Origin of the sequence: Corynebacterium flavescens (assembly GCF_008693105.1) — a bacterium.
Classification (GTDB): Bacteria; Actinomycetota; Actinomycetes; order Mycobacteriales; family Mycobacteriaceae; genus Corynebacterium; species Corynebacterium flavescens.
The window spans coordinates 1-22358 of sequence record NZ_VXKK01000023.1 but is presented as its reverse complement, the minus strand read 5'-3'; the positions used below and the strand labels follow the sequence as shown (position 1 = coordinate 22358).

Genomic DNA, 22358 nt, shown 5'->3' with positions numbered 1-22358 from the left:
AGCTTGCATTTGGCCGCATCAGCGGCCATATCGGCGCTGATTCTAGTGATCGACCGGCGCTTCCACACCGACGCCGGTGAGGGAACGGACTTCCATCTCTGCAGACAACGCCTCAAGGTTGTCTGGCTTGGTGATGATGGAGGCGAACCAACCCATGAAGAATGCCAGTGGGATGGAGATGATGCCCGGCGAGGAGAGCGGGAACAGTGCCCAGTCCGCGTTGGGGAACATCGACGACGGGGATCCGGAGACTGCCGGGGAGAAGAAGATGAGGAGCAGACAGGAAATCAGACCGGTGTACATCGAGGCCACTGCACCTGCGGTGTTGAAGCGGCGCCAGTAAAGGGAGTACAAGATGGTCGGAAGGTTGGCCGATGCCGCGATGGCGAAGGCCAGGGAGACCAGGAAGGCCACGTTCTGGGTCATGGCCAGAACGCCCAAGACAATTGCGATGATTCCGAGTACCACGACGGTGATCTGGGAGACGCGGACCTGCTCGGCCTCGGTGGACTGGCCCTTGCGAATAACGGAGTGATAGACATCGTGAGCAATGGAGGCGGAGGCCGTGATGGCCAGGCCAGCGACCACGGCGAGAACCGTAGCGAAAGCGACTGCGGAGATAACCGCCATGAACACCGAGCCACCAAGTTCCAAAGCCAGCAGCGGAGCTGCGGAGTTAGCGCCGCCAGGCGCTGCCAGAATACGGTCTGGGCCGACCAAAGCTGCTGCGCCGTAGCCCAGGATGAGGGTCATGAGGTAGAAGGCACCGATGATGACGATGGCCCAGGTAACAGAGCGACGAGCCTCAGTTGCGGTCGGAACGGTGTAGAAGCGCATCAGTACGTGCGGCAGGCCGCCGGTACCGAGAACGAGCGCCATGCCCAGCGAGATGAAGTCAATCTTGCTGGTCACCGATGCACCGTACTTCATACCGGGTTCCATAATCTGGGAGGCCTCGTAGCCCTGCTTAACAATGTTCTGCGAGGCAGCGTGGCTATTAATAGCCTCTTGGAACAGGGTGCTAAATCCGCCCTTGATGGAGACAAAAACCATGATGCTCATCGCAAGCACGCCAGCCACGAGCAGAACTGCCTTAATCATCTGCACGTAGGTGGTGCCCTTCATGCCGCCGATGAGGACGTAGACAATCATGAGGATGCCGACCACGCCGACGACTACGGCCTGCCAGAATAAGTCATGGATGTTGAGCAAGACGGCCACGAGGGAGCCTGCGCCCGCCATCTGTGCAATGAGGTAGAACAGCGAGACGAACATGGTCGCAATGGCCGCGGCCACGCGAACCGGACGCTGCTTAAGGCGGAAGGACAACACATCAGCCATGGTGAAGCGGCCTACGTTGCGCAGAGGCTCCGCCACAAGCATCAAAGCGACCAACCAGGCAACGAAGAAACCTACCGAGTAGAGGAATCCATCGTATCCGGTCAGCGCAACCGCGCCGACGATGCCCAGGAAGGATGCTGCCGAGAGGTAGTCACCCGAAATGGCCAGACCGTTTTGACGCCCGGAGAAGGTGCCTCCACCGGTGTAGAAGTCCGAGGCTTCCTTGGTGGACTTGCCGGCTCGCAGTACCAAGTACATGGTCACGACTAGGAATGCGCCGAAGACAGCGATGTTGAGAATCGGGTTACCTGCCGAGATCTCGGCGGCCTCTTGCGCAAAAAATGCTGTGGTCATTTCTTAGCCCTCCAACTTCTGACGGATATCGGCCGCCAGCGGCTCGATCTTCTTGTTCGCGTACCTCACGTAGACCCACGTGATAGCGAATGTGGTGACGAACTGGGCCAGGCCAAATACTAGGCCGACGTTCCAGCCGCCTCCGATGTCGATTCCCATGAAGTCTGGGGCGAAGACTGCTGCCAGCACGTAAACCACGTACCAGACAAAGAACGCCACAGTCATAGGGAACGTAAAGCTTCGGTAGGCGCTACGAAGCCGACCGAACTCCTGACTGTCACGCATCTCAATGAACTCTTCTGCCGTGGGTTCACGGCGAGTATCAGCTGAGGCAACTGCTTCAGACATTGTGTTCTCCTTGCTAGTTTTCAATCTTTCACGAAACTAGTTTGAGTGGCCTAGGCCACGTTTCGCATTGCATTGTAAGTTACCTTGCAGATTTTGCAACGTCGTGAATCCTGCCAAGAAAAGCCCCTTAACAAGCCTTAACTACCCCCAACAAACGTTACGTAGTGCGTTTTTAACAAACTGCGAAGCACCCCCGATTCTCCCCATTAGGCCGTTTGCCAATCTTGCAAATTGCAATTTTGCAATGAATCCTTGGCAATTCACTCACTGTTCTCTAAGGCAAGACCGCGGGTTCTCCCTCCTCAATGCGGCCTTTGCGCAAAAAATGGAGGTGTTAGCACTTCCTTAAAAGTGCTAACACCTCCATTGTGGGAACTTAGTTGAAGCCAAGTTCTACCCCTGCGCTCCCGGGAACTCCCGCGGATCCTTGAACATACGGCCAAAGCCTTCCTTGCCTTCAAAGGAATCAAGCACTTCGATATCACTGCGCTTGAGCTTGATCTTCACCGATTTGAGGTTTTCCTCCAGCCGCGCCTTGTGACTCGACTTAGGAATCACGGAGATTCCTTTCCCCAGCAAGTAGGCAATGACGATCTGGCCAGGTGTGGCAGAATGCGCTGCAGCGATTGCTTTCACATCCGGATTATTGAGAACGATGCCTCGCGCCAGAGGGGACCACGCCTCAGTCACGATTCCGTGCTTTTGGTGGAACTCCCGGAGTGCGGGCTGAGTAAACCCGGGGTGTAGCTCCACTTGGTTGAGCACCGGAACGATGCCGGTCTTATCAATGAGCTCGCTCAGCACCTCCCCGTAGAAGTTAGCAACCCCGATGGAGGCAATCTGCCCCATCCCCTGCATGCGAGCCATCTGCTCGAAGGTTTCTACGAAAAGCCCTCCCTGCGGCCACGGCCAGTGAATGAGGTAGAGATCTAGATAATCAAGCTGCAACTTGGACAGGGAGTCATGGAAAGACTGCTGGGTTTTCTCAGCTCCATGATGGCTGTGCCACACCTTCGTGGTAACAAAGAGCTCGTCCCGAGTGACGTCACCAGCGGAAATGGCATCAGCGATAGCCTGGCCCACGGCCTCCTCGTTGTCGTACAAGGTCGCGGTGTCAAAGTGGCGATAGCCGAGCTCAATTGCCTCCCGGACTACTCTTTTACACTCTTCGCCCTGCATTTTATACGTGCCCAGGCCGAGCTGGGGCATTTCCCGGTCATCATTAAAACTAACGCTTGGAATGTTCATAGAGCCCATTGTGCCTTTTTCGCGCGCACTTGTGGGCGGGATCAACAAAAGAGACCTACCGCAAAAGAACTCTGCTGCGCGAAGCACAAAAGAACCCTGACTCCCCCCAAGACGACATGGGGTGAAAAGTCAGGGTCCGTTCAGCGTCGAACACTGCAGCCTGCCCGGCTGCAGACACGCTATTCTGCGCGGATCAAGTCAATAACGAAGACGAGGGTGCGGCCAGAGAGCGGATGCCCACCGCCCACAGGCCCATAGGCCTTTTCCGGAGGGATGATGAGCTGGCGGCGTCCGCCCACTTTCATTCCAGGTATACCTTCTTGCCAGCCGGCGATGAGGCCAGTCAATGGGAACTCGATGGATTGTCCACGATCCCAAGAAGAATCAAACTCTTGGTTGGTTTCGTAGTCCGCCCCGACGTAGTGCACTTCAACGACACCGCTCGGTTGCGCCTCGGCACCGTCACCAACAACGATGTCCTCGATGACGAGGTCAGTCGGGGCGGGACCGGTCTGAGCTTCAATAACAGGCTTTTCCATGGGGATAATTCTCCTTGGGAACTATGGAGGTTTTCTTAAGGTTCGAACGACAAGAGCCGAACCGAGCTTTCCTCATTATAGGGGTTAAGCATCGATTCGGCGGTATCAGTGCTGCCTCAGCTGGAGAACTAACGCTCGCTGCGTGGGTTTACCTTGCGGAAAACCTCACCGGTGTAGATCTGACGCGGGCGGTTGATCTTGGTGTTGAGCTCGAGCTGCTCGCGGTACTGCGCAATCCAGCCTGGAAGACGGCCGATGGCAAAGAGAACCGTGAAGAAGTCCGTGGGGAAGCCCATAGCACGGTAGATGAGGCCGGTGTAGAAGTCCACGTTCGGGTAAAGCTTGCGCGAGACAAAGTAGTCATCGTTCAAGGCAATTTCCTCGAGCTGCAGGGCCAGATCCAGCATGGGATCGCCACCGAGGTGCTCCAGGATCTCGTGTGCGGTTTCCTTCACGATGGCTGCGCGCGGATCGTAGTTCTTGTAGACGCGGTGCCCGAAGCCCATGAGACGGACACCCTTTTCCTTGTTCTTCACGCGGTTCATGAAGTCAGTGGCGTCACCGTTGTTGTTGGCCTGGATATCCTCCAACATCTCCAGCACCGCCTGGTTAGCGCCGCCGTGCAGCGGGCCGGACAGAGCGTTGATGCCTCCGGCGATGGAGACGAACATGTTGGCCTGCGCGGAACCAATCATACGCACGGTGGAGGTAGAGCAGTTTTGCTCGTGGTCCGCGTGCAGGATGAGCAGCTTATCAAGAGCCTTAGCAACCACGGGGTCGACGTCATACTCTTCGGTTGGGTAACCAAACATCATGCGCAGGAAGTTCTCCCGGGCATTGAGGTTGTTATCCGGGTACATATAGGGCTTGCCCTGGGATGCACGATAGGCGTAAGCAGCCAGCATGGGGACCTTGGCTAGAAGGCGAACGGTTGCCTTGTCGAGCTGCTCCTCATCCAGGGGATCGAGCTGATCCTGGTAGTAAGTCGAGAGAATATTAACCGAAGATGCCAGCACCGCCATGGGGTGAGCATCACGCGGGAAGATAGAGAACTGCGCCTTGAAGTCCTCATCCAACAAGGTGTGGTGGCGGATATCGTTGTTGAAAGCGTGCAGCTCATCCAGATTAGGCAGGTGGCCCTTAATCAGGAGGTAGGAGACTTCATTGAAGCTGGCATGTTCCGCCAGATCCGCAATGTCATATCCACGGTGGCGCAGAATCCCCTCTTCGCCATTGATGAAGGTGATCTTCGATTCCGTAGAGCCCGTTGCGGTATATCCGGGATCGAAAGTAACCAGGCCTGTTGCGTTGCGAAGATTGCCAATATCAAAGCCGGAGTCACCTTCGGTGGACTGCTTGATACCCATCTCGTACTCTCCGCCAGGATAGTGGAGTACGACCTTGTCGTCTTCAGATGCCACTTGTTGATCCTTTCTCAACAATAACGCCGGGATCATACCGGCATGGTTGACTTAATCTCCTCACACAGTATCAAACTTTGTGACACTGCCAACAGCGAGTAGTTCAATATTTTTCTTCCCTGCCCTCGAAAAATCGTTAAACTATCCGCATGACTTCTCCAGAAATCTCCCTGCCAGCAGATCTACTCCCCGTCGACGGGCGCTTCGGGTGTGGCCCCTCCAAAGTTCGCCCCGCCCAAATTGAGGCAATTAACAAGGGCGCGAATACCATCATCGGCACGTCCCACCGCCAGCCCGCCGTCAAGAACGTGGTCGGATCTATTCGGGAGGGCCTCTCGGATCTCTTCTCCCTTCCGGAAGGCTATGAGATCATCATGTCTTTGGGTGGCGCAACGGCATTCTGGGATGCCGCTACCTATGGCCTCATTCAGCGTAAGTCCGCGCACCTGACCTACGGCGAGTTTTCCGCAAAATTCGCCAAGGCCAGCTCGCTCGCTCCGTGGCTAGACGCCCCCACCATCAACGAGTCCCCCGTCGGCACTTCCCCGGATCCTCTCGCAGCTGACTCCGAGGGTGCAGACGTCATCGCTTGGGCTCACAACGAGACCTCCACGGGCGCCATGGTGCCCGTCGTCCGCCCCAACCCCAAGAACAAAGAGCAGCTCGTGCTCATTGACGCAACCTCCGGCGCCGGCGGATTGCCCGTAAACATCGCCGATGCGGACGTCTACTACTTCTCTCCGCAGAAGTGCTTCGCTTCTGACGGCGGGCTGTGGCTGGCCGCAGCCTCTCCGGCGGCCCTCGAGCGTATCGAGAAGATCAATTCCTCCGAGCGCTTCATCCCGGCCTTCCTCAATCTGCAGACGGCTGTAGATAACTCCCGGAAGAATCAGACCTATAACACCCCGGCCGTGGCCACTCTCATCATGCTCGAGAGCCAGATCGCGTGGATGAATGAGAACGGCGGCCTCGATGGAATGGTCGAGCGCACCACAAAGAACTCCTCGATCCTCTACTCTTGGGCGGAAAAGCGCGCGGAGGCAACTCCTTTCGTAGCGGAACCGCAGGCACGCTCCCTCGTCGTCGGCACCATTGACTTCGCCGATGACGTCGACGCAGCTGCGCTGGCCAAGACTCTGCGCGCTAACGGGATCCTCGATGTGGAGCCTTATCGCAAGCTCGGACGCAACCAGCTGCGCGTTGGTATGTTCCCGGCCATTGATGCGGCTGACGTCGAAAAGCTCACCCAGGCCATCGACTACATCCTTGATCGTCGCTAGTCCATAGCGACAACATGCCCCCCGGTCCTTAGCGGATCGGGGGGCCTTTCTGCGTTAGAGTGGAACCAATCACAGCTGCCGCCCACGGGCGTCGGCCTGGATACCTGTCGATCTACCGTGCCGAAGGAGCGCCATTTATGCGCGAGCTATTCCTCGTCAGCAGCGACTCAACCGAATCTTCCTTGGTGCTGCGCACTGAAGGTGGCGAAGAGTTCTTCCTCGCTGTCACCGAAGAGCTCCGCGAGCTGCTCTCCCCCACCGCTGACGTTATTGCTGCTGCTGATTCTGCTGCGGCGCAACCGCAGCAACAACCATCGGAAGGCGCGGGCGTTGCTGCCCCCGCCAGCCAGCGGCGCCAGGCGGCTACCACGGCGATAACCCAGCCTCACTCCCTGCCCACGCAGCAGCGAGCCGCGACCGAGCCCATCCCGTTGCGTCCTGCAGAGATTCAGAATCGCATCCGCGCTGGCGCGTCTGCAGCCGATCTTGCCGCTGAGTTGGGTGTACCGGAATCACGCATTGAGCCTTTTGCCTACCCAGTGATGTTGGAGCGCGAGCGCGTGGCCGACGTCGCCAAGCAGGCACACCCAGTGCGCGAGGATGGACCGGCGAAGCTCACCTTGTGGGAAATACTCGCCACCTCCTTCGCAGCGCGCGGGCATTCGCTCTCCGAATCAACCTGGGATGCCTACCGCCACCAGGGCGAGCCGTGGATCGTGCGTATCACCTGGAAGGCCGGCCTTTCCCAGAACGAGGCGGAGTGGACTTTCCGGCAGTCCATGTCCACGCCGGCCACAGTGGAAGCTCGCAACTCAGTTGCAGCCGATCTCACGGACCCTGACTTCGTGCAACCTGTACGTTCTCTGACCTCCATCGGAAGAGGAGAACGCTACGAAGAAGCCTTCGACGGACAAGGCCCCAGCTCGGTGACGGACATTGCAGATTTCACCACCCCCACAGCACCCCGCCCCGAGGGGGCAGAGGATTCCGCAGATTCCGGGGAAGAGAAAGCCTCTGCCAATGAATCTGCCTCCTCCCAAGAGCCCGCGCAGGCAGACGGCTCTGCCGGAGAAGAAAAGGATAATTTCCTGCAGAATCCACCCGCGGAGCGCAAGCCAAGCAAGCGCCGTCGCAAGGCAGTGACGCCCCATTGGGAGGACGTCCTCCTTGGTGTGCGTTCTAATACCAAGCGTCCGCGCGACTAAAAGGAATCTGCCGTGGAAATCTCTCGAGCAGTCCTCACCGTCTGGTACGTCAACTGCCCAGATCCAGCCAAGGTTCTGGCTTCCCAGCCCAAGGCAGACCGCGGCTTTGGCCGGAAGTTTTTGGCTCAGCTCAATCCGCGCTTGCCGGTAACCGCTATCGGTCAATTTCCCTTGAATCGCTCGGCTACGGCAGACCCGCACGAGTACTACATTGGCGGCTATCCCGGGATCGCGGTCGTGCAGACAGTCATCGAGGGCGAGTCACTGCGGTTGTCCAAGCTACCCACCAACCTCTTGGAGGCAGTGCCAGCCCGCAATATTTATGCCTTCAGTGAAGGCGGAGATGAGGGCTACGCCGGATTCGCACATTGGGAACAGCAAGAACTCAAGCGTTCCCTGTGCGGCACCCGCTTCGAGCTCCTCGAGGACCACGGGCTGCCGGAGCCCTTTGAGGCTGCCTATTGGGCGGGGGAAAAGTACCCTGCACTGGGAGGAATCTCCCTGCCGTTTGAGCCGCGTGGACTCATGCAGGAGGCACAGTCTTATTGGCTTGGAATTGAGATCGGCAGCGACGGCCCCGACTTAGATGTCGTGGGCTATGCGGTAGATGGCAGGCCGGAGCCGAAGATCGCGCGGGCGCGCCAATCACGGCGCTCCCTGAGTGAACTCGCGAGCGATTCCGCCGGAAAGCTCGGCTTGAGCGATTATGACGATTATGAGAATAACTTCGCCGATGACACCGAGCCTGGTTCAACGAGTCAGGAGCTCTGGGAGAGCGGAAAGCGGCTTGCTTCCCGTGCTTCTAGCTACATCTCGCGCGCAGCGAAGGCCGTCCGCGAGCGCTGGCGCTCATAGAAGGCAATGGCCGCCGAGGTGGCCACATTGAGGGAATCGGTGCCCGCGGCCATGGGGATGCGGGCGCGTACGTCGGTGGCGCGCATGGCATGTTCCGTCAGTCCCGGCCCCTCCGCCCCCACGAGCAATGCCACCTTGTCGGCGCCGCGCATAGCCTCAGCCAGGTGCACAGCAGACTCGTCCGGAGTCAAAGACACTAGGCGGAATCCTGCGCTGCGCAGTCTTTCAAGAGAGCGTTGCCACGTGGTGTGCCCGCCCTCTAAATGGGCGAAGGGCAGCCGCAGCGCGTGCCCCATCGATACACGGACCGAACGGCGGTAGAGAGGATCAGCGGCCCCCGAGCCGAGTAGGACTGCGTCAACGTCCATTCCCGCGGCGTTGCGGAAGATAGCGCCGATATTTTCATGATCTCCCACGCCTTCGAGGACGACGAGGGTTGTCGCTTCCTCCAGAACGCTGGAAAGCTCGGGCTCGGGGGCGCGGTCAGCGGCGGCAACGAGGCCGCGGTGCATGTCGAATCCCGCCACCTGGGCCAGTACTTCCCGCTCCACCTCATAGAGCGGGCAGCCGGGGTCTCCGTACTGCTCCACGTAGGAATCGAGCTTGGGGCCAAAGCCGACGACGCAGCGCAAGGAGAAACGAGACTGGGCTAGACGGGAGACCACCAAAGGCCCCTCCGCAATGACGAGACCCTCGCCCGACTTGTCGGACTTATTCAAGTCCCTGACATCGTCGAGGCGAGGGTCACGAGGATCAGCAATTGAGGTGCGCATGCACCTGAGAGTACCGCCTTAGCCAAACAAGCTCGAAATGGGCGTCATGGCGAAGTAGACCACGAACAAGGCTGCCACCAGCCACATGATCCAGTGCACCTGCTTGGCCTTTCCTGCGAAGGTAGCCATGAGCGCGAAGGAGATGAAACCGACACCGATGCCGTTAGCAATGGAGTAGGTAAAGGGCATGACCACGATGGTGAGGAAGGCAGGGATGGCGATTTCCATCTTGGTCCAGCTGATCTCCGTGATCTGGCTGGCCATCATGACACCCACGATGACCAGTACAGGGGCGGCGGCCTCGATGGGAACGATCTCGTAAAGCGGGGTGAGGAACATCGCCAGGAGGAAAAGCACACCGGTGATGATGTTGGCCAGACCGGTGCGCGCGCCGTCACCGATACCAGCGGAAGAATCAGCAAATACGGTATTCGAGGAGGAGGAACCCAAACCGCCGGCTACTGCACCGACGCCCTCAACAACCAGTGCCTTCTTCATGTCCGGCAGTACGCCATCTTCATCAACGAGGTTGGCCTGCTTGCCCAAACCGGTCATGGTGCCCATGGCGTCAAAGAAGTTGGTCAGCAAGAGCGTAAAGACGAGCAAAACGGTGGCGATGACGCCCAAGCGGGTAAACGCGCCGAAGATGCTGATATCGCCCACGATGGACAGGTCAGGCAGCCCACCCAACGAGGTCGGCGCACCTGGGGTGGCCATGCCCCAGTCCTCAGACCCGGTGACCTTTTGGATGATGATGGCGATGATAGTGGTGGAGACGATTCCTATAAAGAGTCCGCCGGGGATCTTCCGGATGACGCAGAAGGCACAGATGATAAGGCCGATGACGAAGACGAATGCGGGCCACGTGGCGATGGAACCGTTGATGCCCAGCCCAACCGGAACGGTGGTCTGTGCGGCATCCGGCACGCGGGTGACAAATCCGCCGTCCACGAAGCCGATGATGGCAATGAACATGCCAATACCGACGCCCATGGCCGCTTTCATCGAACGCGGAATAGCCTCAAATACCGCGGTACGGAATCCGGACACGGCCAGAAGGACGATGATGATGCCCTCGATGACGACGAGGCCCATGGCCTCCTGCCAGCTCAAGCCCTTGGTGGCGACCATGGTGACGGCGACGAAGGAGTTCATACCCAGCCCCGCCGCCATGGCGAAGGGATACTTGGCAATGACGCCGAAAGCGATGGTCATCACGCCTGCTACCAGTGCGGTGGCTGCGGCGACCTGGGGGATTCCCAAGGTATGCCCGTTGGAATCCGGGGAGGTGCCCAGGATGAGGGGGTTGAGGAGGATGATGTAGGCCATTGCGAAGAATGAGACGACGCCGGCGCGAACCTCCGTTCCTACGGAAGAACCTCGCTCGGAGATTTTGAAATATTTATCTAGTACATCGCTCATCGATGCAGCCCCTTTACCTAGTGCCAGGAGGAATTTTTACAGATTCAGTCTGGCCTGTTGGGACCTTGAACACAAAATCAATGAGGCAGAGAACACACAACCGACAACATTCGCGGCATGCTTTATTGTTCCGCGTTCTTTTGCACTCCTCCGAGTGCCTTCGGCACCTTTGAAGAACTAATAGATCGGCTTCTCATCGTCAAAGGCGGAGCCGGAAGGCCGCAAATCTTCCTTGAGCTTGATTCCCGAGTGGGCGCCGCAACCATAGGTGGCGTGTACTGCGCGCCCATCTGCAGAGTATTCATTGGCACACACACCAAAATTAGGCAGAAAGGGAAGATAGAAAGCACAGGTCTTACATTGCAGTGGGGCTTGCGCCGCCATCTCGGAATTAGGCCCGTATTCTGCACGCCAGCGCTTCTCCGCTTGGGCCAGGCCAGCTGGGGAAAGCTCTCCCTCATCCAAACGTTCGTCATCAGGCGCGGGCGGCATGAGATCGCCCGGGCCTAGGTCTCCGGGGCGCAGGCGTTCGCTATAGGGCACCCAATCCGGCGCTTGCAGGGCGCTTCCACCTGGCACCAGCGCCACTTCGTTAACGGTGACGTGGCGCGAGCCCGCAGCACAGGCCACCACTGCCTGCCACTCCCATCCGGGGTAGCCGGGCACGTCGGCCGCGAAGCGGTGGGTTGCCACATTCGCACCCATTCCGGCAACGCCGATGTGCTTGCCGACGCCGCCCTCGCCCACTTCCTCCAAAGCCGCGCGGGCAATGTCGATAGCGTGCGCTTGAATCAAGGGGCTAGATTTCCGGTTAGTCACGTTCCTCATTATTCATCATGTGAGGCACAATTACCCACATGGGTTCTTCTTCGCATGCACGCCGGCCTTCCTCAGGGACTACGCCTCACCGTGCTCCTGCCCCAACGTATTCTCTGCACAAAGCGCTTTCCATGGCCTTTGTTCCTCTAGTAGCGGTGAGCATTACAGCTTGCACCTCCGATGCAGCAGATTCTGAGCCGGGTTCTGCGACAGGTTCTGCGACACAATCCGACGTCGAAAAGCTCAACGTCGTCGTTCACGAGCGTGTGCCCATGCTCGCGGACTCCTTTACGCAGGGCCTTGAGGTTGACGAGCAAGGCAAGCTTTTGATCGGCACGGGGCAGTATGGAAAGTCCCGGCTGCTTCGCTTCGACCCAGCGGATTCTACGGTGCTGCAGCAAGAGGATCTACCCGCCGATTACTTCGGCGAGGGAATCACTCGCTCCGGTGATCGCATCTGGCAGCTGAGTTGGAAGAACGAGCGCGCAATGCACTACGATGCGGATACTCTCGAAAAGACCGGGGAGATCTCCTATCCAGGCCAAGGGTGGGGTCTGTGCGCGATGCCAGATGAGCTCATCATGTCTGATGGCTCAGCGCAGCTTCGTCACCTGGATCCGACGAGCTTTGCCGAGCGCGGCCCCCGCAGCACCGTCACGCGTGAGGGTAGCCCCGTTAGCAATATCAACGAGCTCGAGTGCGTGGACGGACTCGTCTACGCCAACGTGTGGAAGAGCACTGAACTCCTCCGCATCGATCCCGCTTCCGGCGAGGTCAACGGCGTTATTGACGCCTCAGCATTAGACGATGCCGGGGCTGATTCTAAAGACAATGTCCTCAACGGTATCGCCCATATCCCCGGCAGCAAAGACTTCTGGATCACCGGGAAACGGTGGGCTGATCTTTATCGCGTGAGCTTCGAGTAAAGTTTGAGGCCATGGCAACCCCTAAGGAAGCAAGAAAAAAGACGCTGCTGCAAGTCTTGGCACTCATCATCGCCGTCGTCATCATCGTGGTCGGCGTCGTCATCTTTCAAAAATGGTGGAATGGACGCCCGGGCCCCGAGCCCGCAGAGGTCACCATCAAGGCCAGCGTGGGAGAAGAGTCCCTGGAGGTTGCGCCCTACCTCGTGTGCGAGCCCGGCGTCGAGTGCCCCGAGGGCGAGGTTCCGAACCTGGCGGTCGGAGCCGATGACACCCTGCACCTTGAATTGCCCGAGGACATCACCGACCACGAGTGGCGGGTGTTGAGCATCTATGACAATCCCGCAGCCAACGATGAAAAGATCCACGGCCCGAATGACGCCCAGAGCGCAGATATTCCCGGATCCGTATCAATGGGCCAGGACTCTGAGAGGGATGCCGGCAGCGACGGCAATGCTAACAGTGCTGCCGAAGGCGAGAAGGCCAAGCTGATGGTCGTTGAGGTTTCCTCTCTAATGATCGGCACCAATGATGCCGGCGAGGAAACCCCTTATACAACTGTATGGTCCCTGTCCACGATGACGGACGAGGAGCTCAAAGAGGCCTCAAACTAGCTAGCTATCGAGGTCCCTGGCAATGGCGCGCAGGATCTCCGCAACCTGCCGCCCAGTCTTGCGGTCTGGGTAGCGGCCTTTATTAAGGACGGGCTGCACCTGGGTTTCCAGCAAAGTCATCACATCAGAGAGCATGCTGGCCAGTTCTACCGGCTTGCGCGCGTGAGCGTGCTTGCGGCGAGGCGTTTCCAGTACTTTTACGCGAAGAGCCTGGGGGCCGCGCCGCCCGGCCGCAAAATCAAACTCGATGCGCTGACCTGGCACGAGTTCTTCGACGCCCTCGGGTAGGACGGAGCGGCCAACATAGACGTCTTCATCGCCCGGATTGCTGGCGAATCCAAAACCTTTTTCAGCGTCAAACCACTTAACTTTGCCGATTGGCACGCGCCTACCCACTTTCTCTTCTCGGTTTAGCTCTTAAGTAAACAAGGAGATTAAGTCTACCGCGATAGACAATTTTCGGGCAATAACACACCACCCTCGATCACAACAACAACACACATCACATTAGTGGCGTAACTCACACTTTCGGCACGACCAGCGGAAACGTAGATAGCGACTCCACGTTCGACACAATTCCTTGCCCATTACGTGACTATTTCGTTATAAACGGCTACTCTCTCCCTCAGGTACTTGAGACGTCCACTTCAGGAACCCTGCCCCACACAGTCCGGGGTTCCCACGGCGTCTCGCATCTATGTACAGCCAAATTTTCACACACTCCACTTGCCGGACTGATTTTCACGTGGGCGCGAGAAACCTAGAGAAGAGGATTTTATTTAATGGGACGCCATTCCACCAAGCACCGCTCCATCGCCGCTAAGTTTGCCGCCAGCACCGTAGCCCTCGGCGCAGCCGCCGCCATCATGGCGCCGACCGCTTCCGCCGCACCTGATTCCGATTGGGACCGCCTCGCACAGTGCGAGTCCGGCGGAAACTGGGCCATCAACACCGGTAACGGCTACCACGGCGGCCTGCAGTTCTCTGCACAGACCTGGAGCGGACACGGCGGAGGAGAGTTCGCACCCGTTGCCAGCCAGGCATCCCGCGAACAGCAGATCGTCGTCGCCGAGCGCGTGCTCGCTTCCCAGGGCTGGGGCGCATGGCCTTCCTGCTCTTCCCGCCTAGGCCTAAACTCCGGTGCCGCCCAGCGCACCGCCCCTGCTGCGCAGCCTGCAGCAGTCCCCGCCGCCGCTCCTGCCGCCGTGCAGCAGGCAGCTGCCAACAAGCCGGATGAGCTCGCTGTAGACGCCGTTTATAAGCTGGTCACTGACACCGCCGCCAAGTACGGCATCGCCGTTCCTGCTGAGCTGACCGCTCACTACAACGCCAACCGCGGTAACTTCAATGACTTCTACTCTGCAAACCGCAACTACATTGACCCCGTTGCACAGCTGCTCGGAAGCCTCTAAAAAGTTTCACGCCTCAAGATGGTAGCTGCGCCGAATAGCAGCTACGCGCAATAAAGGCGGGGCGGGCAAGGACCACTTCATTGGTTCTTGCCCGCCCCGCCTTTTGTTCTACTTTGGTACACACCCAAAAAGGGCTCCTCTCAGCAGGCCTTGGCCTGCTGAGAGGAGCGGGAATTTCGACGCGCGCTACTTGTTGATGCGAGTGTAGGGATGCACGTAGTTGAGTTTCTCCGCCGGCATGGGGAGAATCAGATCATCACCATAAGGGCTGGGAGCACCAGCAAAGGGTGAAGAAACCTCGGTAATTGCGTGTTCACGGTGCTCGTTTTTCGGCCAAGCCGGGGAGACGAAGCCCTTCTTCTCATTCGACATAGTGCTCATTATTCCAAACCCGGCGCGAAAAAGTAACTTAATCGCCCACTAAACTAAAACGTCACAATGACCCAATCCATATCTGCTCCCAGTTTTCGTGACTGGCTCTCCCAAAGAACTAACTCGGAACTCGCCAAGCTCTTGGGCAATCGCCCCGACGCCCTCGTTCCTCTTCCCCCCAGCTTTGCCTCCTTGGCCACCCGCCTGTCCCTGCGTTCTTCCCTCGCCAGGGCCTTGGCTGACTGCAACGCCCAACAACTTGCTGTGCTCGAGGAGATTGCGCGCCGCGGCGGGGAATTAGAAGAGGTCGCTGATCCAAATCCACAGGTCACCCGCGAGCTCAAGGCCCGCGGTTTGGTTTTCGGGGAAGTAATGATCCCGCGTGAGCTCATGCCGGCCTTGCCCACCCGCTGGTCTTTGCTCGATCAGCTAACCGCGGATCCTCAGGCCATAGCTGATCTACCCGCCGATGAAGCTCACATTGTGCGAACTCTCGACGCCTCCGGAGGCCTTGGCACCTCCCGGGATGCAGATCCAGCCGCGGACCCACTGCGGCCCATTCCGCGCCTTATAGCCAAGGGTCTGCTGCAGCGCGTGGATTCTTCCACCGTCCGGCTGCCACAGGCCATCCATCGCGCGCTACATGGGCTCTACCCTGAAGCGATTCCTTTGCAGCCCACCGGCCGCATGGGAGACGCGCCTATGGAAGGATCCGCAGAGGCCGATCAGGCAGGCGCTGCCGCAGGGCTCGAAGTAGTGCGCGGAATTAGCCGCGTGCTGGAGGAAATAGGGCCTCGCCCCGTCGAATTGCTCAAGGATAAAACCGTCGGTGTGCGCCCCTTGCAGGCACTCGCCAAGAGGCTGGACTTAAGGCCTGAAGAAGTCAGACGCTTGAGTGAGCTTGCGCACGCCGCGCGCCTAGTCAGCCGCGGCGAGCCGCACGGATACGAGGGCAACTTCCTAGCGCTTACTGAGGAGGGTGCGCAGTGGGCTGACCTCTCTCTGGCAGATCAATGGCGGCGCATACTCGAGGCGTGGATATACTCCCCGTGGAACCCACAGGCACCCGGCCGCACTCTATCCCCCGACGCACGATCTACCTCTGTGCCGCAACTCCGGGAGAGGATTCTCCAGATATTTCTGCATGCGCGCGTGCCTTTAGACTCTGCACAGTTTCATGAGGAGCTCCGCTTTGCGGCACCCTTGGTCTCTTCCCATACCGCCGTCGCAACTATCGAAGCCCTTGTCCACGAGGCGGAGTGGATCGGCGCGGTGGCCAAAGGTCAGGCCACCCGCGTACTCATCGAGGGACCAGCTGCCGCCGCAGCATTGACCCCCGAGCCGGTGGATCACTTCCTCATCCAAGCCGATATGACGATCCTGGTTCCAGGACCTCTTGTTCCATCCGCCCATCGCACTCTTGTGAGCATGGCAGACCTCGAATCGCCTGGTCTAGCCAGCGTCTACCGCCTGAGCGAGGAATCTATTCGCCGGGCTATGGATAGTGGCTTATCTGCCCCAGAGATTCTCGCGTTTCTGAAAGAGCGCGGCGATGTCCCGCAGTCGGTGGCCTACTTGGTCGAAGACTCGGCCAAACGTCACGGCACGCTGCGTTCCGGGGTAGCACTGAGCTATCTGCGCAGCGAAGATCCGGCCTTGCTCGAGTTGGCGGTGCGCAGCTTGAGTGAACTACGCCGCCTCGCCCCGACGGTGGCCGTGTCCGACCTGCACGTGGGAGAACTGCTGGAGAAGCTGCGCGCTCACGGGCTCTCTCCCGCCGCGGAAGACGCTACGGGAGCTACGCTTAACGCCACTGCCCAACCGGCACTCGTACCGACACCTGCACCCAAGAAGCCACGCCCGCATCCTGCCGACCCGCAACGCGCCATCGCGGCCCTGCGAGCTAGTGCCAGCCAGCCCTCCCCCACCCAACCCGAGGCTGCAGAGTTAGATATTTTGCAGGCAGCGGCGCGCGGGAGGAGGACCGTCCTCATCACCTATGCGGACAAGGCAGGCAACCCGCGCAAGCGCGAGATCACCCCTCTGTCTGTGGCCGGTGGACAGGTCGATGGCACGAGCGCAGACGGTGCCACAATCCGTTTCCCATTGCACCGGATCACCTCCGTTAAGCTGACCTAAAGCCACAAGTATTCCGAGGAGAACGTCCATGTCTGGACCCTTGATTGTCCAATCCGATAAAACCGTTTTGCTCGAGATCGACCACCCCCAGGCGGCACAGGCCCGAGCCGCGCTGGCCCCGTTTGCCGAGCTTGAGCGCGCGCCGGAGCATATCCACACCTATCGGATTACCCCGCTGGCGCTGTGGAATGCCCGCGCCGCCGGCCACGATGCCGAGCAGGTTGTCGACGTCTTAGAGAGCTTCTCCCGGTTTCCCGTGCCCCAGTCCCTGCTTATCGACGTCGCTGAGACCATGTCGCGCTACGGCAGAGTCCGCCTCCAGTCACACCCCGCCCACGGTCTCATCCTCGAATCCTCCGAGGTCCCCATCCTCGAAGAGCTCTCTCGGCACAAGAAGATTGGCGCCATGCTCGGTGCCCGCATTGATGAGCACAGCTTTGCGGTTGCGCCTTCAGAACGCGGGCGACTCAAACAGGAGCTCCTCAAGGCCAATTGGCCCGCCGAGGATCTCGCCGGCTACGTCGACGGGGAATCCCACCCCATCTCGCTGAAAGAGGAAGGCTGGTCGCTGCGTGATTACCAGTCTTATGCCGCAGACTCCTTCTGGGCTGGTGGCTCCGGAGTGGTCGTCCTGCCTTGCGGCTCGGGAAAGACCCTCGTCGGAGCCGCAGCCATGGCCAGGGCCCAGGCCACCACGCTTATCCTCGTCACCAACACGGTCGCCGGACGCCAATGGCGTGAGGAACTGCTCAAACGCACCTCGCTGACCGCCAACGAGATCGGCGAGTACTCAGGGGAAAAGAAGGAGATAAAGCCGGTCACCATAGCTACGTACCAGGTGGTCACGCGCAAGACCAAAGGTGAGTACCGAGCGCTGGAATTATTCGATTCGCGGGACTGGGGCCTTATCATCTACGACGAAGTGCACCTACTTCCCGCCCCGGTCTTCCGGATGACCTCGGACCTGCAATCGCGGCGTCGCCTCGGCCTTACCGCAACCTTGGTGCGCGAAGACGGCATGGAATCAGACGTGTTTTCCCTCATCGGCCCTAAGCGCTACGACGCCCCGTGGAAAGAGCTCGAGGCCGCCGGATACATCGCTACCGCAGACTGCGTTGAAGTGCGCGTCGACATGAACTTCGACGAGCGCATGGCCTATGCCACGGCCACCGCCCGAGATCGCTACCGCGTTGCCGCTACTGCCCAGGGCAAGATGCACGCCGTCGACAAGCTCTTGGAGCTCCACCACGGTCAACAGGCACTTGTTATTGGAGCCTATATTGACCAACTCTCCGCCCTCGGGGAGCATCTGGGCGCCCCGGTCATCGATGGTCGCACCTCGACGAAGCGCCGCCAGAAACTCTTCGACGAGTTCCGCAGTGGCGCATTGCCCACTCTCGTCGTCTCCAAGGTGGCAAATTTTTCTATCGACCTCCCTGAGGCAGCCCTTGCCATTCAGGTCTCTGGCACCTTTGGATCCCGCCAGGAGGAGGCCCAACGCCTCGGGCGCCTGCTGCGCCCTAAGGCCGACGGCCGCGAAGCCGCCTTCTACGCTCTGGTGGCCCGCGATTCCCTCGACGCCTCCTATGCAGTTCACCGGCAACGCTTCCTCGCCGAGCAGGGATATTCCTATCGCCTCATCGACGCAGTAGACTTATGAGCTAATGAAGATCTTCAAGTTTCAGGTCGATGAGACCTTCGCACATAAAAACAACGAACTCCTGCGGGACTCGTCTCGCCTGCGCAACTCCGGGCTTGTCATGGGCCTGCTATTCATCGCCGGCGCGGTGGCGCTCTATCTCACCGTGGATGCCGCGTGGCGGATAACCGTCGGCCTCGTGGTTCTATTCTTCGGTATTTTCGTTGCCATCGTCGGGGTTTTGGCCTCGCGCAAGGTGGGAACCGCCCAAGATCTTTATGACAAGTACCCGCTCGCCCCTGCCGTTGTCGCCGAGGTCAACGAGCGTGACATGGTCCTGATGGCCTTGGTTAATACCAACGTCGACCCCACCATCGAGCCGCGCTGGGGAGTGTGCCTGCGCACCGTAACGAGTATTCCTGGGGTCAAGCGCACCGTGGGAACCAAGATTCCAGTCGCGGCCGTCTCTGGACACCGCAACAGCTCGGATTCGCAGCACTGGCAGCAGGTCACACCGATGCCAATCGCCTGGGGAACCCCTGATGCGGAGACGGTAAGCATTGCCCGCAAGTCAATCCCCCAAGACGAATGGGCACGCCTCGAGCGCGCACGCAAGCGCCTCAGTGACGTCAAAGCCACCCGCTACGATCTCTTGGTGCTCTAATGGTCGTCAAAAGGATGCAAGAGTTCGGCGAGACCATCTTCGCCACCATGACCCAACTCGCTCTGGACAACCACGCGGTCAATCTCGGTCAAGGTTTTCCTGATAGTGACGGCCCGAAGCGCATGCTCGAGATCGCCCAGGAACAGATCGCCACCGGCCATAACCAGTACGCTCCCGGAATGGGCGTAATGGCCCTGCGCGAGGCCATCAGCGCCGACAACAACGTTCCTGTGGACAACGTGCTTGTCACGGTAGGAGCCTCGGAGGCTATCGCCGCTTCCGTTCTCGGCTTGGTTGAACCCGGCCAAGAAGTCATAGTCATAGAGCCCTACTATGACTCCTATGCCGCAGCCATCGCACTCGCCGGTGCCCAGCGCGTCGCAGTCCCTCTCAAAGCCGTTGGCAATACATGGGATATTGATGTCCCGGCCATCCGCGCCGCCGTCACGGATCGTACGGCCATGATCATCATCAACTCCCCGCACAATCCCACCGGCGCGATCTTTAGTGAGCAGGGGATGCGTGACCTCGCCAGCCTGTGCGTTGAGCGAGACCTCCTCGTCCTTTCCGACGAAGTCTACGAACACCTGACTTTCGGGGATGCCCAGCATAGAGAAATCCGGCTCCTGCCTGGCATGGCTGAACGTACGATTAAGGTATCCTCAGCCGCCAAGACCTTCAACGTGACAGGCTGGAAAACGGGCTGGGCCATTGCCACCCCCGCGCTGCTCGACGGCGTGGTGAAAGCCAAGCAGTTCATCACCTTCGTCGGCGCCACGCCTTTCCAGGCTGCGGTGGCGTATGCGCTGCGCGAAGAAGGCGCGTGGGTGGAGAGCATGGTCGCAGAGCTCTCCGAGTGCCGGTCTATCCTCGTGGCAGGCCTCGAAAGCGCCGGCTACCGCGTGCACGATACAAAGGGAACCTATTATGTCGTCGCGGATGTTGGTGAAGACGCAGGAGAGTTTTGTAAGCGCCTGCCTGCAGAAAAGGGCGTGGCGGCCATTCCGCTGACCGCCTTTACAGATCATCCCGATCCGTGGAAGCAAAAGGTGCGTTTCGCCTTCTCTAAGCGTCCCGAAATCATTCGTGAGGCCGTACGCCGTCTGAACTCCTAGACGCGCATTTGCTCTCCGCCATGTTTCAACAGGGCGGGGATAATATGGAATAAACCATAAGTGTTGCGCTTTGTGGCAAAGGCAAGGGAGGAACATTCCCTCCCCCGCCTTAGACCTACAGAGAGGCTCTCATCATGAGCAACGAGCAACCCACCATCCTTGTCACCGGCGCCAGCGGCCACCTCGGCTCGCTTACAGTACACGCGCTTATTGAACGCGGCTTGGAGCCTGCACGCATCATTGCTGCCGGCCGCAACACCGAGCATCTCCAGCCCTTGGCGCAGCTGGGAGTCAACACAGTCCGCATGGACTACGATGATCCCGCAACCGTGGCTTCAGCCATGGAAGGCGCTGGCACCGTCATCCTTGTTTCTGGTTCCGAAATTGGAAAAAGAATCAAGCAGCACCAGACCGTCATCGACGCCGCCGCGGAGGCAGGTATTTCCAAGTTGATCTACACCAGCGTCACGCAGGCGGATACTACGAGCAATCCCGTGGCTCCGGAGCACAAAGAAACCGAGGCTGCGCTCAAGGCCAGCGCCGTCCCCTTCGTCATAGCCCGTAACAACTGGTACACCGAAAACTATCTTCCCGATGTAGCTACCGCCCGCACCACCGGAACAGTCTTGGCCAACGCTGGGCTAGGTAAAGTGGCCAGTGCCAGTCGTGCTGACTATGCGGCGGGCCTCGCAGCCATTGCATTGGGAGAAGGTTTCCTCGGCCACACACTTGAATTGGGCGGCGACGAGCCTTGGGACTACAAAGAACTGGCAAGCGCCATATCTACAGTCATCGGACGCGAGGTGGAGTATCGCCCTGTGAGTACCGCTGAGTTGATCAGCGCGCTGGGCGAAGCCGGCGTAGACGAGGCTCTAATCGGGTTCAGCACAGCACTAGGCGAGGCCATCCGTGCGGGTGACCTCGCCTTTAGTGATGGCACGCTTTCGCGGCTGATCGGTCGTGCGACCACGCCGCTAGTTGAGGGCTTAAGCGCTCACGCCTAGAAGATCGCGAGGTCTACACCGCTGCCTTCTCTTTCCCAGACATGCGGTGTAGTGCGAATCCTGCCACAAGTATCGACACTCCCCACACGAGGGCCAGAGCGCCCAACCACATGCTCAGCGTCAACGCTGCCGCACCTGGGTTCATGATGAAAATCAAGCCCGCGACCACGAAGCACACGGCACCGAGCACCAGCGTCCACCGTGGAGTAACGGATGCCTCCGAAAAAGCTGAAATAGCCGAGGACACTCCACGGGCCAGCAACCAGATTCCCAGTACCCAGGCGAGCGCCACTGCGCTCTCCAGGGGGCGGAAAATAGCCACGAGTCCAGCAAGCACGCCGACAATGCCCGTGACTACTAACAACCCGCGCGTGGCGCGCCCCTCAGGCCGGAATGCCGCAACGAGCTCAATTACGCCGTCAATAAAGGCATACCAACCCCAGATAAGGACAAGAGTAAGCGCCGTCTGGGCTGGCCATATCAGCGCGATAATTCCGAAAACAGCGGCCGCAATACCTGTGAAGATAAGTACGTTCCAAGCACGTTGCGTAATACTGAACATGAGAGCCTCAATTCCCAATAGGACTTCTAGCTCCCAGGATACTCCCCTAAGCCGCTACGACCCCGCGACCTCAAATTCATCCATGGCGTGCGCCTCGACCTAGCTGTCTGGCTGGGCCGTGTTGATGAGAGCCTTACTCGGGCAGTGAAAGTGGTGTGCGGTCGCTACCGATGACTCTCGATACTGAAGTGCCCCGGGTTTTGTTCCTAGGCATTTGCCTTGATTTCCATTATTGCCTGTGGCAAGTTCTGCTTCCAAAATTCGGTTTCCACCTCGGCTGGGGTTCGGTATCCCAGGCTTTGGTGGAGC

22 protein-coding genes are annotated in these 22358 nt (G+C 59.2%); 11 read left to right on the top strand and 11 right to left on the bottom strand.

The window, feature by feature from the left end; genetic code table 11:
• Window positions 1–42: 42 nt before the first annotated feature.
• The 5 genes from F4V60_RS03845 to F4V60_RS03825 form a co-directional block, all read right to left on the bottom strand.
• Entirely contained in the window at window positions 43–1695 is a 1653-nt protein-coding gene (locus F4V60_RS03845; protein ID WP_075729418.1) for a solute symporter family protein, read from the bottom strand.
• Window positions 1696–1698: 3 nt separating this feature from the next.
• A complete protein-coding gene (locus F4V60_RS03840; RefSeq protein ID WP_075729417.1) occupies window positions 1699–2043 on the bottom strand; it encodes a DUF485 domain-containing protein in 345 nt (114 codons plus the stop codon).
• 393 nt (window positions 2044–2436) lie between these two features.
• Entirely contained in the window at window positions 2437–3300 is an 864-nt protein-coding gene (locus F4V60_RS03835) for an aldo/keto reductase (RefSeq protein ID WP_075729416.1), read from the bottom strand.
• A gap of 170 nt (window positions 3301–3470) precedes the next feature.
• Entirely contained in the window at window positions 3471–3830 is a 360-nt protein-coding gene (locus F4V60_RS03830; RefSeq protein ID WP_075729415.1) for an FKBP-type peptidyl-prolyl cis-trans isomerase, read from the bottom strand.
• A 128-nt stretch (window positions 3831–3958) separates the two neighbouring features.
• Window positions 3959–5251, bottom strand: a complete 1293-nt coding sequence (locus tag F4V60_RS03825) for a citrate synthase (protein WP_075729414.1) — start codon at window positions 5249–5251, stop codon at window positions 3959–3961.
• 149 nt (window positions 5252–5400) lie between these two features.
• On the opposite strand from F4V60_RS03825, the gene serC reads away from it, so the two are divergent.
• The 3 genes from serC to F4V60_RS03810 all read left to right on the top strand — a co-directional run bounded on the left by serC (window position 5401) and on the right by F4V60_RS03810 (window position 8591).
• On the top strand, window positions 5401–6531 hold the full coding sequence (serC, locus tag F4V60_RS03820; RefSeq protein WP_075729413.1) for a phosphoserine transaminase: 1131 nt from the start codon (window positions 5401–5403) through the stop codon (window positions 6529–6531).
• 137 nt (window positions 6532–6668) lie between these two features.
• Window positions 6669–7736 (top strand): septation protein SepH, encoded by a 1068-nt coding sequence (gene sepH / locus F4V60_RS03815; protein WP_075729412.1) that lies wholly within the window; start codon window positions 6669–6671, stop codon window positions 7734–7736.
• Window positions 7737–7748: 12 nt separating this feature from the next.
• Window positions 7749–8591: a DUF6928 family protein gene (locus tag F4V60_RS03810; protein ID WP_075729411.1), complete on the top strand. Its 843-nt coding sequence runs from the start codon at window positions 7749–7751 to the stop codon at window positions 8589–8591.
• Here F4V60_RS03810 and F4V60_RS03805 read toward each other — a convergent pair.
• The 3 genes from F4V60_RS03805 to F4V60_RS03795 all read right to left on the bottom strand — a co-directional run bounded on the left by F4V60_RS03805 (window position 8543) and on the right by F4V60_RS03795 (window position 11614).
• Window positions 8543–9364 (bottom strand): TrmH family RNA methyltransferase, encoded by an 822-nt coding sequence (locus F4V60_RS03805; protein WP_075729410.1) that lies wholly within the window; start codon window positions 9362–9364, stop codon window positions 8543–8545. The genes F4V60_RS03810 and F4V60_RS03805 overlap by 49 nt on opposite strands.
• 18 nt (window positions 9365–9382) lie before the next feature.
• On the bottom strand, window positions 9383–10786 hold the full coding sequence (locus F4V60_RS03800) for an NCS2 family permease (RefSeq protein ID WP_075729409.1): 1404 nt from the start codon (window positions 10784–10786) through the stop codon (window positions 9383–9385).
• 177 nt (window positions 10787–10963) lie between these two features.
• Entirely contained in the window at window positions 10964–11614 is a 651-nt protein-coding gene (locus F4V60_RS03795) for a DUF3027 domain-containing protein (protein WP_075729408.1), read from the bottom strand.
• A gap of 29 nt (window positions 11615–11643) precedes the next feature.
• On the opposite strand from F4V60_RS03795, the gene F4V60_RS03790 reads away from it, so the two are divergent.
• Entirely contained in the window at window positions 11644–12531 is an 888-nt protein-coding gene (locus tag F4V60_RS03790; RefSeq protein WP_084559128.1) for a glutaminyl-peptide cyclotransferase, read from the top strand.
• An 11-nt stretch (window positions 12532–12542) separates the two neighbouring features.
• Window positions 12543–13142, top strand: coding sequence for a DUF2771 domain-containing protein (locus tag F4V60_RS03785; protein WP_075729406.1), 600 nt, complete (start codon window positions 12543–12545; stop codon window positions 13140–13142).
• On the opposite strand, the gene F4V60_RS03780 is transcribed toward F4V60_RS03785, so the two are convergent.
• Complete coding sequence (locus F4V60_RS03780) at window positions 13143–13526, bottom strand: cold-shock protein (protein WP_075729405.1); 384 nt, start codon at window positions 13524–13526, stop codon at window positions 13143–13145.
• Between the two features lie 398 nt (window positions 13527–13924).
• Between F4V60_RS03780 and F4V60_RS03775 the strand changes: the two genes are divergently transcribed.
• Complete coding sequence (locus tag F4V60_RS03775) at window positions 13925–14554, top strand: resuscitation-promoting factor Rpf1 domain-containing protein (RefSeq protein ID WP_075729404.1); 630 nt, start codon at window positions 13925–13927, stop codon at window positions 14552–14554.
• Window positions 14555–14740: 186 nt separating this feature from the next.
• Here the strand turns inward: F4V60_RS03775 and F4V60_RS03770 are convergent, their stop codons facing one another.
• Window positions 14741–14926 (bottom strand): hypothetical protein, encoded by a 186-nt coding sequence (locus tag F4V60_RS03770; RefSeq protein WP_075729403.1) that lies wholly within the window; start codon window positions 14924–14926, stop codon window positions 14741–14743.
• Between the two features lie 66 nt (window positions 14927–14992).
• Between F4V60_RS03770 and F4V60_RS03765 the strand changes: the two genes are divergently transcribed.
• From F4V60_RS03765 to F4V60_RS03745, 5 genes are all read left to right on the top strand, one after another.
• Window positions 14993–17065 carry a helicase-associated domain-containing protein gene (locus F4V60_RS03765; RefSeq protein ID WP_075729402.1) on the top strand — a complete coding sequence of 691 codons (2073 nt, stop codon included), beginning with the start codon at window positions 14993–14995 and terminating at the stop codon, window positions 17063–17065.
• A 28-nt stretch (window positions 17066–17093) separates the two neighbouring features.
• The gene (locus tag F4V60_RS03760) at window positions 17094–18725 is read left to right on the top strand and encodes a DNA repair helicase XPB (RefSeq protein ID WP_075729401.1); all 1632 of its coding nucleotides are present in this window, start codon (window positions 17094–17096) and stop codon (window positions 18723–18725) included.
• Between the two features lie 4 nt (window positions 18726–18729).
• Entirely contained in the window at window positions 18730–19368 is a 639-nt protein-coding gene (locus tag F4V60_RS03755) for a DUF3239 domain-containing protein (RefSeq protein ID WP_075729400.1), read from the top strand.
• Window positions 19368–20483, top strand: a complete 1116-nt coding sequence (locus F4V60_RS03750) for an aminotransferase class I/II-fold pyridoxal phosphate-dependent enzyme (protein WP_075729399.1) — start codon at window positions 19368–19370, stop codon at window positions 20481–20483. Before F4V60_RS03755 ends, F4V60_RS03750 begins: the two co-directional genes overlap by 1 nt.
• Before the next feature lie 134 nt (window positions 20484–20617).
• Window positions 20618–21487: an SDR family oxidoreductase gene (locus tag F4V60_RS03745; protein ID WP_075729398.1), complete on the top strand. Its 870-nt coding sequence runs from the start codon at window positions 20618–20620 to the stop codon at window positions 21485–21487.
• Window positions 21488–21500: 13 nt separating this feature from the next.
• Here the strand turns inward: F4V60_RS03745 and F4V60_RS03740 are convergent, their stop codons facing one another.
• Window positions 21501–22049 (bottom strand): HdeD family acid-resistance protein, encoded by a 549-nt coding sequence (locus F4V60_RS03740; protein WP_075731030.1) that lies wholly within the window; start codon window positions 22047–22049, stop codon window positions 21501–21503.
• Window positions 22050–22358 lie beyond the last annotated feature (309 nt).

What these genes read in the sequence shown, in the direction of transcription:
- F4V60_RS03845 (WP_075729418.1), bottom strand. Translation starts at nt 1,695, where the DNA reads ATGACCACAGCATTTTTTGCGCAAGAGGCCGCCGAGATCTCGGCAGGT.
- F4V60_RS03840 (WP_075729417.1), bottom strand. Translation starts at nt 2,043, where the DNA reads ATGTCTGAAGCAGTTGCCTCAGCTGATACTCGCCGTGAACCCACGGCA.
- F4V60_RS03835 (WP_075729416.1), bottom strand. Translation starts at nt 3,300, where the DNA reads ATGGGCTCTATGAACATTCCAAGCGTTAGTTTTAATGATGACCGGGAA.
- F4V60_RS03830 (WP_075729415.1), bottom strand. Translation starts at nt 3,830, where the DNA reads ATGGAAAAGCCTGTTATTGAAGCTCAGACCGGTCCCGCCCCGACTGAC.
- serC (WP_075729413.1), top strand. Translation starts at nt 5,401, where the DNA reads ATGACTTCTCCAGAAATCTCCCTGCCAGCAGATCTACTCCCCGTCGAC.
- sepH (WP_075729412.1), top strand. Translation starts at nt 6,669, where the DNA reads ATGCGCGAGCTATTCCTCGTCAGCAGCGACTCAACCGAATCTTCCTTG.
- F4V60_RS03805 (WP_075729410.1), bottom strand. Translation starts at nt 9,364, where the DNA reads ATGCGCACCTCAATTGCTGATCCTCGTGACCCTCGCCTCGACGATGTC.
- F4V60_RS03800 (WP_075729409.1), bottom strand. Translation starts at nt 10,786, where the DNA reads ATGAGCGATGTACTAGATAAATATTTCAAAATCTCCGAGCGAGGTTCT.
- F4V60_RS03795 (WP_075729408.1), bottom strand. Translation starts at nt 11,614, where the DNA reads ATGAGGAACGTGACTAACCGGAAATCTAGCCCCTTGATTCAAGCGCAC.
- F4V60_RS03790 (WP_084559128.1), top strand. Translation starts at nt 11,644, where the DNA reads ATGGGTTCTTCTTCGCATGCACGCCGGCCTTCCTCAGGGACTACGCCT.
- F4V60_RS03785 (WP_075729406.1), top strand. Translation starts at nt 12,543, where the DNA reads ATGGCAACCCCTAAGGAAGCAAGAAAAAAGACGCTGCTGCAAGTCTTG.
- F4V60_RS03775 (WP_075729404.1), top strand. Translation starts at nt 13,925, where the DNA reads ATGGGACGCCATTCCACCAAGCACCGCTCCATCGCCGCTAAGTTTGCC.
- F4V60_RS03770 (WP_075729403.1), bottom strand. Translation starts at nt 14,926, where the DNA reads ATGTCGAATGAGAAGAAGGGCTTCGTCTCCCCGGCTTGGCCGAAAAAC.
- F4V60_RS03765 (WP_075729402.1), top strand. Translation starts at nt 14,993, where the DNA reads ATGACCCAATCCATATCTGCTCCCAGTTTTCGTGACTGGCTCTCCCAA.
- F4V60_RS03760 (WP_075729401.1), top strand. Translation starts at nt 17,094, where the DNA reads ATGTCTGGACCCTTGATTGTCCAATCCGATAAAACCGTTTTGCTCGAG.
- F4V60_RS03755 (WP_075729400.1), top strand. Translation starts at nt 18,730, where the DNA reads ATGAAGATCTTCAAGTTTCAGGTCGATGAGACCTTCGCACATAAAAAC.
- F4V60_RS03750 (WP_075729399.1), top strand. Translation starts at nt 19,368, where the DNA reads ATGGTCGTCAAAAGGATGCAAGAGTTCGGCGAGACCATCTTCGCCACC.
- F4V60_RS03745 (WP_075729398.1), top strand. Translation starts at nt 20,618, where the DNA reads ATGAGCAACGAGCAACCCACCATCCTTGTCACCGGCGCCAGCGGCCAC.
- F4V60_RS03740 (WP_075731030.1), bottom strand. Translation starts at nt 22,049, where the DNA reads ATGTTCAGTATTACGCAACGTGCTTGGAACGTACTTATCTTCACAGGT.